The sequence below is a fragment of the Actinomadura terrae genome (assembly GCF_022751215.1).
Classification (GTDB): Bacteria; Actinomycetota; Actinomycetes; order Streptosporangiales; family Streptosporangiaceae; genus Spirillospora; species Spirillospora terrae.
Map to the genome: position 1 here is coordinate 148,435 of NZ_JAICDG010000003.1, position 12,977 is coordinate 161,411.

Here is a 12,977-nt window from a genome sequence, read left to right on the forward strand (position 1 = left end):
GGCATTCCAGCGCAATTCTCATGGAGGCAGGCATGAAGAATTCCGTACGTATTCTCATGACGGTCGGGGCGTCCGCGGCCATCGCGGGCGGTGCCTTCGCCGTCTCGGGGGCGTCGGCGGACACCGGCGCCGCGTCGCGCCCCACCACGCGGATCGCCACGACCACGCTGTTCGCCAAGGTCGGCGCGAACGGCGCCCTGCTCAGCTCGTCGGGCATCGGCAACGTCAACCACTTCGGCGGCGGCCGCTACAACCTGACGGCGAGCACCGACATCAGCCGCTGCGCGCTGATCGGGACGATCAACACCAACGGCGGCAACGACCCCGGGCCGGGCAGCTCCTCGATCCTGGTCGGCGCGGTCGACAGCCGGACGCTGTTCGTCCGCACCGCCACGCCCTCGGCCTCGGGCAACAAGATCGTCGACGATGACCGGCCGTTCTCGGTGCAGGTGACCTGCTAGGGGGGACCGGGGCCCGGAGACCGCGGGGGTCTCCGGGCCCTACCCCTCAGGCCGGCTGGACGCCCGGCCTGCCGTCCTCCACCACGAAGGACGCGCGCGTCGACACGGGCGCGCCGGGCTCCTGCACATACGGCAGGACGCGGAAGTCGCTCCGCCAGCGCTCACGGTCGATGTCGACCCGCACATAGCCGCGCTGCCCGTTGAAGAACTTCATGTGCGGGTTGCCCGCCAGGAACCTGCGTCCCTCCTCGGTCATGTCAGCGCCGTTGCCGCCCCTGGTCAGCGACGTCCCGACGAACTCGCTGCCGACCGTCGCCGAGTCGTCCTCGTTGAAGTCCCGCTTGAGGTCGCAGGCGTAGTTCTGGTGCCGGTCGCCGGTGATCGCGACCAGGTTCCGCACCCCGCGGTCGCGCGCCTCGCCGAGCACCTTGGCCCGGTCGGCGGCGTAGCCGTCCCACGGGTCCATCGCCAACTTCTCGGCGGGCCCCGGGTCCCAGTCGGTCTCGGCCATCGGGACCTGGTTGCCGAGGACATGCCAACGAGCCCCGGACGTCCGGAACCCCTCGACCAGCCATTCGCGCTGGGGGGCGCCGAGCAGCGTCCGAGCGGGGTCAAGGCGCTCATCGCAGTCCGCGATCGGGCCGCCCGCACCACACGCCTGGGTGTCCCGGTACGACCTCGTGTCGATCATGGTGAAGGTCGCCAGCCTGCCGTACGGCAGGCGCCGGTGCAGCATCATGCGCGGCCCGTCCGGCATCTGGGCGCGCCGGAGCGGCAGGTTCTCGTAGAACGCCTGGAACGCGGCGGCCTTGCGCGCGGCGAACACCTCCGGCGGCGGGTTGGGGTCGCGTCCCAGGATGACGGTGTCGCCCGCCCAGTCGTTGACGACCTCGTGGTCGTCCAGCGTCACGATCCACGGAAAACGGGCGTGCGCCTTCTGCAACGGCGCCTCGGCCTTGTAGAGCGAGTACTGGATCCGGTACCGCGCCAGGTCCTTGGCCTCGGTACCGAACTGCGACGGCACCTTGACCCCGCGCAGGTTCGAGTCGGTGATCTCGGTCTCGTAGATGTAGTCGCCGAGGTGGACGACCAGCTCGACATCCTCTTCGGCGAGGTGGTCGTAGGCGGTGTAGTAGCCGTCCCCCCAAGCCTGGCAGGACGCGAAGACGAACCCGAGCCTGGCGGGATCCGCCGTCACCGGCGGCATCGTCCTCGTCCGGCCGACCGGAGAGATCTGCCCGCACGCCCGGAACCGGTAGAAGTACTCCCGTCCGGGCAACAGCCCCTGGATCTCCGGATGCACCGAATGGTTGAACTCCGGCGTCGCCACCGCGGCCCCCCGCCGGACGACCCGCCGGAACCCCTCGTCCAGCGCGACCTCGTACTCCACCTTGACCGGCCGCTCCGGCATCCCCGCCTTCCCGTCAGGCGCGAACGGATCGGGGGCGAGCCGCGTCCACAGGACGAACCCGTCAGGCGCCGGATCCCCGGAAGCGATCCCGAGCGTGAACAGACTCCTCCCCTCAGCGAACGCCTGAGCCCCCGCCGCCCCCCACACCCCGGTCCCGACCACCAGCGCGGCCGCCGCCGCCCCGCCGACCCCAAGAAACCCCCGCCGCGAAACAGCTCCCACAGGCCCCTCCGATCCAAGATCGTTTAGTCACCACCAAACCACCTGAACGAGGTGCCGTCGATGGTCAGCCTGTGATCATCGCAATTCGTAGAGGTATCTGTGGTCGGACGAATTGTGCGTTCGCTACTGGGGTCTGCCCGGGGATGACGGTTAAGGCACGAACTGGATTTCGGGATATCGCGGGGACGGGCCGGACAACAGGTGATCGTCGCGGTGGCGTAGATGAAGGTCGAAGAACGCGCCGATGTAGGCACGTTGTGCGGCGACGGCCCGTCCGGCGTCGATCGTGCCGATCGACTCGGTCAGGCGCGCGGCGACCGGGGGCGGGATCGGGAGCGCCCGCATCAGCTGCTGCCCCATCGGGGACAGGTCGGTGAAGGTCTGGTGCCCGGAGTCGCGCAGGCGCAGTTCACGGCGCCAGCCGCGCAGGTGCGACCAGAACTTCTCCCAGTCCGGATCGTTGTCACGGCCATGAGTGGCGTTGCCCATCAGCAGGAAGGGACGGTCGAGGCCGGTGTCGGCGACGGTCCCCGGAATGGTGCCGTCCAGGTCGGCTCCCGCCAGGACCCGCGAATCCTCCGCCATGATGTCCGCGGCCGCCGCGCCGCCGAGCGAGTGACCGAACATGCCGATCCTTGAGAGATCGAAGGAGCCCTTGAGCCCGCGTGGCAGCCCGCGCTGTTCGGCGTCGGGGTTCCGTCCGGCGTTGAGGGCCGCGAGTTGGTCCAGGACGAACCTCGTGTCGTCCAGGCGGGCCTTCGACGCCTTGGCGACGGCCTCTTCGGACTGCTCGGCCGGTTTCCGGGTCAGTTCCAGCCTGCCGCCGGGGAACTCCACGAACTGTGAGTCGTAAGTGTGGTCGATGGTGACGACCACATATCCGCGGCTGGCGAGATCCTCGACCAGGGCGGTGCCCATCGCACGCATCGAACCATAACCGGGGGAGAAGAGCACCACCGGATTCCCGCGCGCGTGCGCCCTGACGGGAGCGCCTTGCCCCGCATGCGTCATCGGCAGGACGACGTCGTCCAACGGCGTCCGGAGGTCCTTACCGGCCTTCTTCAGATACTGCGACGCCGCCGCCCGAGTGAGCCACGGGGCACGCCTGTGCGCATCGGCATTCAGCGTCGGGTACCACAGACTGATCATCAGCTCGCGCGGCGCGGGCGCGGTCCACGGGTCCCGACGAGAATGGTCGACCAGATGCAGGGCTGTCGTTCCAATTCGTTGCGGACCACTCGGCGCGGGCAGCGACAACCGCACACGCTTCCCGCGAATGGTCGCCCCGGCTGGTTCCCCGATGGCGAGGAGCAATCCCGCCGCGCCCACCGCGACCAGAACGGATCGGCGCCTCGGGCCGGACGGCTCCGGAAATTGAGAGATCATTTCTCGACGGTCGCAGCACGCCGATGGCGAGAACAGCCGTTGTCGACGATCTCGGGGTAGAGCCCGGGACATCCCTGAGCCACCCCCCAGGGGCAGCCTGCCCGGCGTCTGCGCCACATCCTCGACCGCGTGCTCGGCCGCCTGTTCCACTGCCTCCGGCCCGGTCGGCTCCAGGACATGAGCACAGCCTTGGGAGCACGCCAGCCGGGCGAGCCGCAAACATGCTCGCCCGGCGAATCTTCGTCATGACCGGACGAGGAGCCCGGTCTCCGCCGCGCCGGTGACCGCGAGGTGGCGGCGGCGGCTCGGCATCATCATGGTCGGGTGGGAGATGGTCCAGGCCGCGCCGGCGCAGATCATCTCCTTGATCCGTGCGGCGGTTCGGCCGGTGATGACGGTCGACGTGACCTGATCGTCGGCGGTCACGCGCTGGATGATTCCATCGCGGCGACCGAGGCTGATGCACTGCACGGAGTAGCCGATCGTGGTCTGAGGAACCTCGCGGCCGGTCAGGCGGGCGGCGATGACGTCGGCTGCCAGCCACGCCATCGGGGTCGCCGCGGCGCAGGACATCCGCAGCGGCTTACCGCCCGCTCCTTCGGCGAGCGCGGCGTCGCCGACGGCGTACACGTCGGGATGCGAGACCGATCGCATGCCGGCGTCCACGACGATCCGGCCCTCGCCGGACACCTCAAGGGCGGTGGCGGCCGCGATGGGGTGGACGGTGAAACCCGCGGTCCACACGGTCACCCGGGCCCGGATCCGCCCGCCTGCGCCGGTGACCACGCCCTCGGGTTCGACGCGCGTGATGTCGGTGTGGTCGTGAACCGTGATGCCGAGCCGGTCCAGGACGCGGCGCAGGTGGCGCTGGGCCTTGTCGCTGAGCCAGCCCCCGACGCGGCCCCGGGCGGCGATCGCGACCTCGAGATCCGGGTGGGCTTCGGCGATCTCGGCGGCCGCCTCGATGCCGGTCAGGCCGCCGCCCACGATGAGCACCGTCCCGCCGGGCTCGACCTCGCTCAGGCGCGCCCGCAACCGGAGAGCGGCCTGCTTGCCGGCGACGTTGTGGGCGTGCTCGGCGACACCGGGGACGCCGTGATCGGCGATGGTGCTGCCCAGGGCGTACACGAGGGTGTCATAGGCGAGGGTGCCACCGTCGATATCGACGGTCCTGCCCTCCACATCGACGGCGGTGACCCGCGCCGTCCGGACCTGTACGCCGGTGTCCGCATAGAGGTCGCGCAGGGGGCGCGGACGCAAGTGCTGCCCGCTCGCGAGCTGGTGCATGCGCACCCGCTCGACGAACTCCGGATCGCCGTTGACCAAGGTGATCTCGACGTCCTCGCGGCGCAGCCGCCTGGCGAGGCGGCCGGCGGCGTTGGCTCCGGCGTACCCGGCCCCCAGGACGACGATGCGGTGCTTCATGGCTCGCTCCTATCTGGTCGCTGTCACCTCCTAGACCGGACAGCCGAGCGATCCCTGACAACGAGCGAATATGATCCAGGTCACCAATTCTCAGCCAGCGGACGGTGCGGGCCGGCGGCCGCCCACTGGCGCGCGATGCGCTGGAGTTTGTCCGGGTTGACCTGGATGTGGACCGCCGCGATCCCGCCGGGAGTCGCATCGAGGCACACCACCCCGATGACCTGCTCGCCGACCTCGACCAGCACGGCGGGACCGCCGTTGACGACCGCGGCGTAGAAGGCGGGGCTGCCGCCGACCAGGGCTCGTTTGGAGTCGCTCGGCCGGAACATCCCGCGCAGGTACTGGGCGATGCCCACCGCCCCGAGGACCGGGGTCCTGCGGGCGGCGATCTTGCCACCGCCGTCCACCACGCTGACCGCGTCGTCGGCGAGCAGCCGGATCAGCGGCTCGGTATCGCCGCTGAGGGCCGCGGCGAGAAACTCCTCCACGATCTTCCGCGCGGCGGCCGCATCGACCACCGTGCGGGACCGTTCGACGGCGACATGCTTCCTGGCACGCCGGTAGATCTGCTGGCAGTTCGACTCCGTGATGTCCAGGATCTTCGCGATCTCGCGGTGCGCGTACCCGAACGCCTCGCGCAGCACGTACACCACCCGCTCATTCGGGGACAGCCGCTCGATGAGCGTGAGCATCGCCATGGAGACCGACTCGCGCTGCTCGAACGTGTCGGCGGGACCGAGCATCCGGTCCCCGTCCAGCACCGGTTCGGGCAGCCACTGCCCTACATAGGTCTCCCGCCTGGCCCGTGCCGAAGTAAGCCGGTTGAGGCAGAGATTGGTGAGTACCTTGGTCAGCCACGCTTCAGGCGTCTCGATCCGTTCCCGGTCCGCCGCATGCCAGCGCAGGTACGTGTCCTGCACCGCGTCCTCCGCGTCACTGGCCGATCCCAGCAGCCGGTAGGCGATGGCCTCCAGGCGACCCCTGGAACTCTCGAACGGATCGGCCTCGTGCGTATGGAGCGACATTGCCTCATGATCGGCCATAACCGCAGGCCACGTCCACGCTGACCAACCTCCCTGGGCAGTACCCCTAGCGGAGGTGGGTGAGGAGGACGGCGAAGGCTTGGCGGGTGAGGATGAGGTGGCCCGTAGCCGGGGCCTTGCTGTCGCGGATGGCGATCTGGTCGTTCAGGGCGGCTACCTCGACACATTCGCCCTCGTTGCCGCCGCTGTGGGTGCTCTTGCGCCAGCGGGGCCGGGACGGGCCGGGGGAGTTCATGACTGCGACGCTATCGCGCCAGGTCAGCGGATCATTCACCAGACACTGCCTAGGCCGGGATCTGCGGGGTGCAGGCGCGCTGATGGCTGCCGAAGTAGATCGCGTTGGCGCAGGCGATGTAACTCCTGCCGGGCTGGGCCGGGATGGTGTAGCCGCTCGGCAGCGAGACTTCCGTGCAGACCTGGTTCGCGCACTCGAACATGGAGAGCCATATCCTGGTCAGGCTCGCGGCGTCGACAATGTACATAAATCCCTGCGCCTGCCCATTCGCAACAGTTAGGCAGGCCAGCACACGGGAGGAGTTGCCTGGGCTTAACACCGCGCACTGCTGACCCGTCGCGCCGGCGTGCGCCGGAGCGGCGCCGAGGGCGATGACCAGCGGAATAACCGACAGGACGGCATAGAAGAATCGTAAAACAGAGCGGCGCATCATATTCTCCTGCTACGGATCCGCGAACTGGGACCCAAATTCTGCGCCCGCCGGACACCCCTGTAAAGCCCGCTGACGCAACCTGGCCACCAAAGCCGACGTGATTGTTTGTAACGTTTCCGTTTTACAAAGACGACCACGTCCGCCGCACCGGACTTTCGAAAAGCGCGAGGAGAGGCACGCGGTCGTGGACGGGCGGGGTCTGCCCTTGGTCGTGCGCCTAGCGGAGGCGGGCGAGGAGGGTGGCGAAGGCTTGGCGGGTGAGGGTGAGGTGGGGGGTTTCGGGGGCCTTGCTGTCGCGGATGGCGATCTGGTCGTTCAGGTCGGCTACCTCGACGCAATTGCCCTCGTTGCCGCCGCTGTGGGTGCTCTTGCGCCATTGGGGCTGGGACGATCGGGGGTTGCTCATGATTGTGACGCTATCCCGTCGATGAGTTCGAGTGAAGCCGTCCTGCTAAGAGCTGCTGAGCGCATCAGCTCGAAGATCTCCTGATGGGCCGCGACCTCGTCCTCGTCCTCTACGAAGACGATTCCGGAGCTCAGTTCTGCGATGGACACGGTGAGTCGCCCAGGTGGGCGCAGGGAGATGAGGTGGCACGGTGTGATGAGTTGCAGGTAGGCGCTGGCGGATCGAGGGAGAACGCGCAGGTCCACGTGATTGAGTTGGCTGACTTGACTCAGTCGCCGGATCTGGGCGCGGAGGATCGCGGGGTCACCGCCGATCAGGTTGTAGAGGACCGCCTCTGCGATGAGCGGCTTGTAGCTAGGCGGATCAGGGCGGAAAAGCACCTGCTGACGCGACTTGCGGAAGTCGACCAGGCTCTTGATGTTGTGCGGGTGCTTGGCTGCGCCGATGACGACGAGTTCCTGGGTGTAGGCCGGAGTCTGGAGGAGTCCGGGGACGAGGTTGCACTCGAAGTCGCAGATCTCGGCGGCGTCCTCTTCCAGGCTGGCCAGGTCGAGTGCTGCGGCGGAGATGCGGTGCTCGAAGACGCGGTTCCAGCGGCCGGGAGTGTGAGTGGCCAGGTGGAGGAGGGAGTCGCGGAGGGGGCCTGCGGGGACTTCGTAGTAGTCGAGCAGGTTGGCCAGTTCCTCCGGGGCTATGGGGTGCAGGCCGTTTTCGACCACGCTGAGCCAGCCCGCGGAGCGGCCGCAGTGTCCGGAGGCGGTGGCGAGGGTCAGGTTGCGGTGTAGGCGGGCTTTGCGCAGCGCTGAGCCGATCCGGCGTTGTCGGACTGTGGGGGCGTATGCGGTGGGCATCTGCCCAGTGTCACTGAGTGTGGCCGTGCGTGCACGGGGCTGAATATTCAGCCGGAAAAAGTTCAGAGAGCCACGGACGGGCGCGGGGGGCGGGGAGTGTGGCGGCGTTCCCGAGGGAAAGGGGCGCACCATGCGTCTGTCCGAGATGAACATGGTTCTGCGGTTCAGGACGGTTTCCGGGGAGGAGGCCGCGGTCGTCCGGCGGGGGGTGTCGTGGGTGTGAGCGGCTGCGGGGGGCTGGTCGTGGTCGGGGCGATCACGTTGCCGGGGGTGGAGAAGTCCGTCCGGCATGCGCGGTTGTTTCTGCGCGACGTGATGCCGGACGGGCGGCCCGTGGACGACGTCGTGACCGTCGGCAGCGAGACCGTCTGCAACGCCATCGCGCACACGGCGTCCGGGGACGGCGGACGGGTGACCGTCAGCCTGCTCGCCGGGGACGACGTGTGCCGCGTCGAGGTCGCCGACGACGGGGCGGACGGCCGCCGTCCGCACGTCAGGCCCGAGGACGGGTCCGAGAGCGGGCGCGGGATGCGGGTGGTCGAGGCCCTGGCGGAGCGGTGGGGGTTCCGGGAGGACGGGGACCGTACCGTCGTGTGGGCGGAGTTCTCGTATTCGTCCGAAAACCCCGACAGGGGGTTGTCGCCCGACCCTCCGATGCTGGCTCCCACAGCGATCGAGGAGGACACGAGATGGCAGTTCCCGCGTTCAACACCGTGACGTGGTTCCAGGTGGGGACGAACGCGCCGGAGGACGCTCGGCGTTTCTACGGCGACCTTTTCGGGTGGCAGTTCGCCATCGACCCCGACGAGGACGGTTACGACCTGATCAGCTACCCGGGAGAGGGCGCCCCCAAGGGCGGGCTCTTCCACCAGTCTGACGCGGCCGAGAACCACGCCATGTTCCTGGTGCTCGTCGAGGACGTGGACGCGACGTGCGTCAGCACGGAGCTGGCGGGCGGCAAGGTCGCCCAGCCGCCGGTGACGACGGTGTCGGGGCTGCGGTTCGCCTACCTGGAGGACCCGTCCGGCAACCGGTTCGGGGTTTTCACACCCGCGCCCTGACGAAAAGAGGGGGCGGGCGGTCCGGGGTCGCGGCCTACACCTCCGCGATCTCGTCACCGCCCGCCCTGTAGGGGGTTAGGCGTCGCCGCCGGTGTTGCTCTCCGCGCTGCCGACGCCGCCCGCGAACACGTCGCTGACCTGCGCGTTCAGGCGGTAGCGGTCGATGGCCTGGGAGAGGGTCTCCGGCTTGATCTCGCCGTTCCTGGCCAGCCGGGTCAGCACGGCGAGGACGATCGACGCCGCGTCCACGTGGAAGAAGCGGCGTGCGGCGGCGCGGGTGTCGGAAAACCCGTAGCCGTCGGTGCCGAGGGAGGAGAAGTCGCCGTGGACCCAGGGGGCGATCTGGTCGGGTACGGCGCGGGTGAAGTCCGATACCGCGACGATCGGCCCGGCGACGTTGTCGAGGGTCCGGGTGACGTAGGGGACGCGCTGCTCGTCGTCGGGGTGCAGCAGGTTCCACTCGTCGCACGCGCGGGCCTCGCGGGCCAGCTCGTTCCATGAGGTGGCCGACCAGACGTCGGCGGCGACGCCCCAGTCCTCGGCGAGGAGGCGCTGGGCCTCCAGGGCCCACCGGCCGCCGACGCCGGACGCGAGGATCTGCGCGTGCGGTGCCTGGCCGTTGCCGGACGTGACGTCTGGCGCCGCCTTGTAGCGGTACAGGCCCTTGAGGAGGCCGTCGACGTCGACCGAGTCGGGTTCGGCGGGCTGCTGGTACGGCTCGTTGTAGACGGTGAGGTAGTAGAAGATGTCCTCGCCGCCCGGGTGCTCCTCGGACGAGCCGTACATGCGGCGCAGCGCGTCCTGGACGATGTGGGCCAGCTCGAACGACCATGTCGGGTCGTAGTGGACGCAGGCCGGGTTCGTCGCGGCGAGCAGCGGGGAGTGGCCGTCGGCGTGCTGGAGGCCCTCGCCGGTGAGCGTGGTGCGCCCGGCGGTGGCGCCGAGCAGGAAGCCGCGGCCCATCTGGTCGCCGAGGGCCCACATCTGGTCGCCGGTCCGCTGGAACCCGAACATCGAGTAGAAGATGTAGACGGGGATCATGTGCTCGCCGTGCGTGGCGTAGGACGTGCCCGCCGCGATCGTGGAGGCCATCGAGCCCGCCTCGCTGATGCCCTCGTGCAGCATCTGCCCCTGGTCGGACTCCTTGTAGGAGAGCAGGAGCTTGCGGTCGACCGCGTCGTAGGTCTGCCCGTGCGGGGAGTAGATCTTGGACGTGGGGAACAGCGAGTCCATCCCGAACGTGCGGTACTCGTCCGGGGCGATCGGGACGAACCGGGCGCCGATGTTCTCGTCCTTGATCAGGTCCTTGAGCAGCCGGACGAACGCCATCGTCGTCGCGACGTTCTGCTTGCCCGAGCCCTTCTTCAGCTCCGCGTAGACGGGGTCGCCGGGGAGCTTCAGCGGCTTGGCGCGCACGACCCGCTTCGGCAGGAACCCGCCGAGCGCGGCGCGGCGCTCGCGCATGTACTGGATCTCGTCGGAGTCCTCGCCGGGGTGGTAGTAGGGCGGCAGCGGGGCTTCGAGGGCCGAGTCGGGGATGTCGAGGTAGAGCCGGTCGCGGAACTCCTTGAGCTCGGCCTTGGTGAGCTTCTTCATCTGGTGGGTGGCGTTGCGGGCCTCGAAGTCGGAGCCGAGCGTCCAGCCCTTGATCGTGTGCGCGAGGATCACGGTCGGCTGGCCGACGTGCTCGCGGGCCGCCTTGAACGCGGCGTAGACCTTGCGGTAGTCGTGCCCGCCGCGCGACAGCTTGCGCAGGTCGTCGTCGTCCAGATGCTGGACGATCTTGCGCAGCCGGGGGTCGGCGCCGAAGAACTTCTCCCGGATGTACTCGCCGGACTCGACCGTGAAGGTCTGGAACTGGCCGTCGGGCGTGGTGTTCATCTGGTTGACGAGCACGCCGTCGACGTCCTGGGCGAGCAGCGGGTCCCAGTCGCGGCCCCAGATGACCTTGATGACGTTCCAGCCGGCGCCGCGGAAGAACGACTCCAGCTCCTGGATGATCTTGCCGTTGCCGCGGACCGGGCCGTCCAGCTGCTGGAGGTTGCAGTTGACGACGAACGTGAGGTTGTCGAGCTCCTCGCGGGCGGCCAGGCCGATCGCGCCGAGCGACTCCGGCTCGCCCATCTCGCCGTCGCCGAGGAACGCCCACACGTGCGAGCGGGACGTGTCCTTGATCTTGCGGTTGTAGAGGTAGCGGTTGAACCGGGCCTGGTAGACCGAGTCGATCGCGGTCAGGCCCATGGACACCGTGGGGAACTCCCAGAAGTCCGGCATGAGCCGCGGGTGCGGGTAGGAGGACAGGCCGCCGCCCGGGTGCGAGTGCTCCTGCCGGAACCCGTCGAGCTTGTCGCCGGGGAGGCGGCCCTCAAGGTAGGCGCGGGCGTAGATGCCGGGGGCGGCGTGGCCCTGGATGAAGACCTGGTCGCCCGACTCGCCGTGGTCCTTGCCGCGGAAGAAGTGGTTGAACCCGACCTCGTACAGGGACGCGGCGGACGCGTACGTGGCGATGTGCCCGCCGACGCCCAGCTCCGGGCGGTTCGCCCGGGACACCATGATCGCCGCGTTCCATCGGATATAGGCGCGGATGCGTCGTTCCACGTGCTCGTCGCCGGGGAACCAGGGCTCCGACTCCGGCGGGATCGTGTTGATGAAGTCGGTGCTGCGCAGGCCGGGCACGCCGACCTGGAGCTCGCGGGCCCGCTCCAACAGCCTGAGCATCACGTAGCGGGCCCTGCCCCGGCCCTCGGTCTTGATGACCGTGTCCAGCGATTCCAGCCACTCCCGAGTCTCGTCCGGGTCGATGTCCGGAAGCTGGCTCGGCAGGCCGTCGCTGATGATTGAGAAGCGTTGACGTCCGGAAGCCACGGGGTCCCCTCTGCGCTTGCCGTCTGTGCTGGTGGGGCCTTGATCGCCACGTCCGGCGACCGGGCCCCCGGTATGACTCGTTGGTCGCCTCGGTTGTGATCCATCGTCGCCGGTTACGCCGGCTAACGCATCTCTACCGTTGGGTAACCCATTCTCCCCGGTCAACCGGGGTATCGGACCCCCTGAGGGCCGATCGCCCGAGGCCGGTGCCGGATGCCTCTCGACGCCGCGCCCCGGACGTATGAAGGTGGAGACAACAGGTCCATGCCCGAAATGTCCCGTCTCATCCGGGACGACGAGCTTGGGGGAGACATGCACGCGAACATCGGAGACCGGCTGCACGTCCACGGCAACGTGGTCGGCCAGACCGACCGGCAGGGCGAGATCATCGAGGTACGCGGGCCCGACGGCGGGCCGCCCTACCTCGTCCGTTTCGCCGACGGCCACGAGACCCTCGTCTACCCGGGGCCGGACGCGGTCATCGAGGGCCCCGCGCCCGCCGAGGGCCTGCCCGGCTGACCCGGCGCGCCCCCGGCCGCGTCCGCACCGCGACAGCGCCCCGCGCGTGCCCTGCGGCGGGGCGCGTCCGGGGGATTTCGCGCCGTGGATCGGGTACACCAGTGATCATGGAGAGCACCGTGGTCCGGGTGACCACCGGTACGCGGGAGACCGTGCACGACATCACCGCCGAATGCGAGCGCTTCGCCGCCGCGACGGGCGGGGACGGCCTGCTGCACGTCTTCGTCCCGCACGCCACCGCCGGAGTGGCGATCATCGAACTCGGGGCGGGCAGCGACGACGACCTGCTCGCCGCCCTGGCCGACCTGCTGCCCGCCGACGACCGCTGGAGGCATGCCCACGGCTCACGTGGGCATGGCAGATCCCATGTGATGCCCGCGTTCGTCGCGCCGTTCGCGACCGTCCCCGTCCTGGACGGGCGGCTCGCCCTCGGGACGTGGCAGTCGGTGGCGCTGGTCGATCTGAACCTGGACAACCCCGACCGACAGGTCAGGTTGTCGCTGCTAAAGGGATAGGCGTGGATTGTTTAAGGGATCGGCGTGGATTGTCACCCTCTGTGGGCGTCCGATGACCGCCGCCTCCGTATTCGGGCCAATGAGGCGACCAAAAGCCGGGAAGACACTTGCGCGAGGGGCCCCCACTTGTGTGGACTGTCCCGC

Annotated in this window: 14 protein-coding genes; 5 read left to right on the plus strand and 9 right to left on the minus strand. The window is 69.1% G+C overall.

Annotation, left to right across the window (positions count from 1 at the left end; all coding sequences use genetic code 11):
- Nucleotides 1-32 precede the first annotated feature (32 nt).
- The gene (locus tag K2F47_RS20515) at nucleotides 33-461 is read left to right on the plus strand and encodes a hypothetical protein (protein WP_242906213.1); all 429 of its coding nucleotides are present in this window, start codon (nucleotides 33-35) and stop codon (nucleotides 459-461) included.
- Between the two features lie 46 nt (nucleotides 462-507).
- Here the strand turns inward: K2F47_RS20515 and K2F47_RS20520 are convergent, their stop codons facing one another.
- From K2F47_RS20520 to K2F47_RS20555, 8 genes are all read right to left on the minus strand, one after another.
- On the minus strand, nucleotides 508-2,094 hold the full coding sequence (locus K2F47_RS20520; protein ID WP_242906214.1) for an alkaline phosphatase D family protein: 1,587 nt from the start codon (nucleotides 2,092-2,094) through the stop codon (nucleotides 508-510).
- Nucleotides 2,095-2,244: 150 nt separating this feature from the next.
- Nucleotides 2,245-3,357: an alpha/beta hydrolase family protein gene (locus K2F47_RS20525; protein WP_242906215.1), complete on the minus strand. Its 1,113-nt coding sequence runs from the start codon at nucleotides 3,355-3,357 to the stop codon at nucleotides 2,245-2,247.
- Nucleotides 3,358-3,723: 366 nt separating this feature from the next.
- A complete protein-coding gene (locus K2F47_RS20530) occupies nucleotides 3,724-4,905 on the minus strand; it encodes an NAD(P)/FAD-dependent oxidoreductase (protein WP_242906217.1) in 1,182 nt (393 codons plus the stop codon).
- A gap of 80 nt (nucleotides 4,906-4,985) precedes the next feature.
- A complete protein-coding gene (locus tag K2F47_RS20535; RefSeq protein WP_242906219.1) occupies nucleotides 4,986-5,930 on the minus strand; it encodes an RNA polymerase sigma-70 factor in 945 nt (314 codons plus the stop codon).
- A 64-nt stretch (nucleotides 5,931-5,994) separates the two neighbouring features.
- Entirely contained in the window at nucleotides 5,995-6,183 is a 189-nt protein-coding gene (locus K2F47_RS20540; RefSeq protein WP_242906221.1) for a DUF397 domain-containing protein, read from the minus strand.
- Nucleotides 6,184-6,232: 49 nt separating this feature from the next.
- Entirely contained in the window at nucleotides 6,233-6,616 is a 384-nt protein-coding gene (locus K2F47_RS20545; RefSeq protein ID WP_242906222.1) for a hypothetical protein, read from the minus strand.
- A gap of 217 nt (nucleotides 6,617-6,833) precedes the next feature.
- A complete protein-coding gene (locus tag K2F47_RS20550) occupies nucleotides 6,834-7,022 on the minus strand; it encodes a DUF397 domain-containing protein (protein WP_242906223.1) in 189 nt (62 codons plus the stop codon).
- Nucleotides 7,019-7,873 carry a helix-turn-helix domain-containing protein gene (locus tag K2F47_RS20555; protein WP_242906224.1) on the minus strand — a complete coding sequence of 285 codons (855 nt, stop codon included), beginning with the start codon at nucleotides 7,871-7,873 and terminating at the stop codon, nucleotides 7,019-7,021. The genes K2F47_RS20550 and K2F47_RS20555 overlap by 4 nt, the downstream gene beginning before the upstream one ends.
- A gap of 219 nt (nucleotides 7,874-8,092) precedes the next feature.
- Between K2F47_RS20555 and K2F47_RS20560 the strand changes: the two genes are divergently transcribed.
- On the plus strand, nucleotides 8,093-8,590 hold the full coding sequence (locus tag K2F47_RS20560; protein ID WP_242906229.1) for an ATP-binding protein: 498 nt from the start codon (nucleotides 8,093-8,095) through the stop codon (nucleotides 8,588-8,590).
- Nucleotides 8,563-8,934: a VOC family protein gene (locus K2F47_RS20565; protein WP_242886748.1), complete on the plus strand. Its 372-nt coding sequence runs from the start codon at nucleotides 8,563-8,565 to the stop codon at nucleotides 8,932-8,934. The genes K2F47_RS20560 and K2F47_RS20565 overlap by 28 nt, the downstream gene beginning before the upstream one ends.
- 75 nt (nucleotides 8,935-9,009) lie before the next feature.
- Here the strand turns inward: K2F47_RS20565 and aceE are convergent, their stop codons facing one another.
- Nucleotides 9,010-11,799 carry a pyruvate dehydrogenase (acetyl-transferring), homodimeric type gene (aceE, locus tag K2F47_RS20570; protein ID WP_242906233.1) on the minus strand — a complete coding sequence of 930 codons (2,790 nt, stop codon included), beginning with the start codon at nucleotides 11,797-11,799 and terminating at the stop codon, nucleotides 9,010-9,012.
- A gap of 312 nt (nucleotides 11,800-12,111) precedes the next feature.
- Between aceE and K2F47_RS20575 the strand changes: the two genes are divergently transcribed.
- Both K2F47_RS20575 and K2F47_RS20580 read left to right on the plus strand, forming a co-directional pair.
- Complete coding sequence (locus K2F47_RS20575; protein WP_242906234.1) at nucleotides 12,112-12,318, plus strand: DUF1918 domain-containing protein; 207 nt, start codon at nucleotides 12,112-12,114, stop codon at nucleotides 12,316-12,318.
- A 107-nt stretch (nucleotides 12,319-12,425) separates the two neighbouring features.
- The gene (locus K2F47_RS20580; RefSeq protein WP_242906239.1) at nucleotides 12,426-12,833 is read left to right on the plus strand and encodes a secondary thiamine-phosphate synthase enzyme YjbQ; all 408 of its coding nucleotides are present in this window, start codon (nucleotides 12,426-12,428) and stop codon (nucleotides 12,831-12,833) included.
- Nucleotides 12,834-12,977 lie beyond the last annotated feature (144 nt).

Coding starts and splice junctions, on each gene's coding strand:
- K2F47_RS20515 (WP_242906213.1), top strand. CDS start 33: ATGAAGAATTCCGTACGTATTCTCATGACGGTCGGGGCGTCCGCGGCC.
- K2F47_RS20530 (WP_242906217.1), bottom strand. CDS start 4,905: ATGAAGCACCGCATCGTCGTCCTGGGGGCCGGGTACGCCGGAGCCAAC.
- K2F47_RS20535 (WP_242906219.1), bottom strand. CDS start 5,930: ATGTCGCTCCATACGCACGAGGCCGATCCGTTCGAGAGTTCCAGGGGT.
- K2F47_RS20540 (WP_242906221.1), bottom strand. CDS start 6,183: ATGAACTCCCCCGGCCCGTCCCGGCCCCGCTGGCGCAAGAGCACCCAC.
- K2F47_RS20545 (WP_242906222.1), bottom strand. CDS start 6,616: ATGATGCGCCGCTCTGTTTTACGATTCTTCTATGCCGTCCTGTCGGTT.
- K2F47_RS20550 (WP_242906223.1), bottom strand. CDS start 7,022: ATGAGCAACCCCCGATCGTCCCAGCCCCAATGGCGCAAGAGCACCCAC.
- K2F47_RS20555 (WP_242906224.1), bottom strand. CDS start 7,873: ATGCCCACCGCATACGCCCCCACAGTCCGACAACGCCGGATCGGCTCA.
- K2F47_RS20565 (WP_242886748.1), top strand. CDS start 8,563: ATGGCAGTTCCCGCGTTCAACACCGTGACGTGGTTCCAGGTGGGGACG.
- K2F47_RS20575 (WP_242906234.1), top strand. CDS start 12,112: ATGCACGCGAACATCGGAGACCGGCTGCACGTCCACGGCAACGTGGTC.
- K2F47_RS20580 (WP_242906239.1), top strand. CDS start 12,426: ATGGAGAGCACCGTGGTCCGGGTGACCACCGGTACGCGGGAGACCGTG.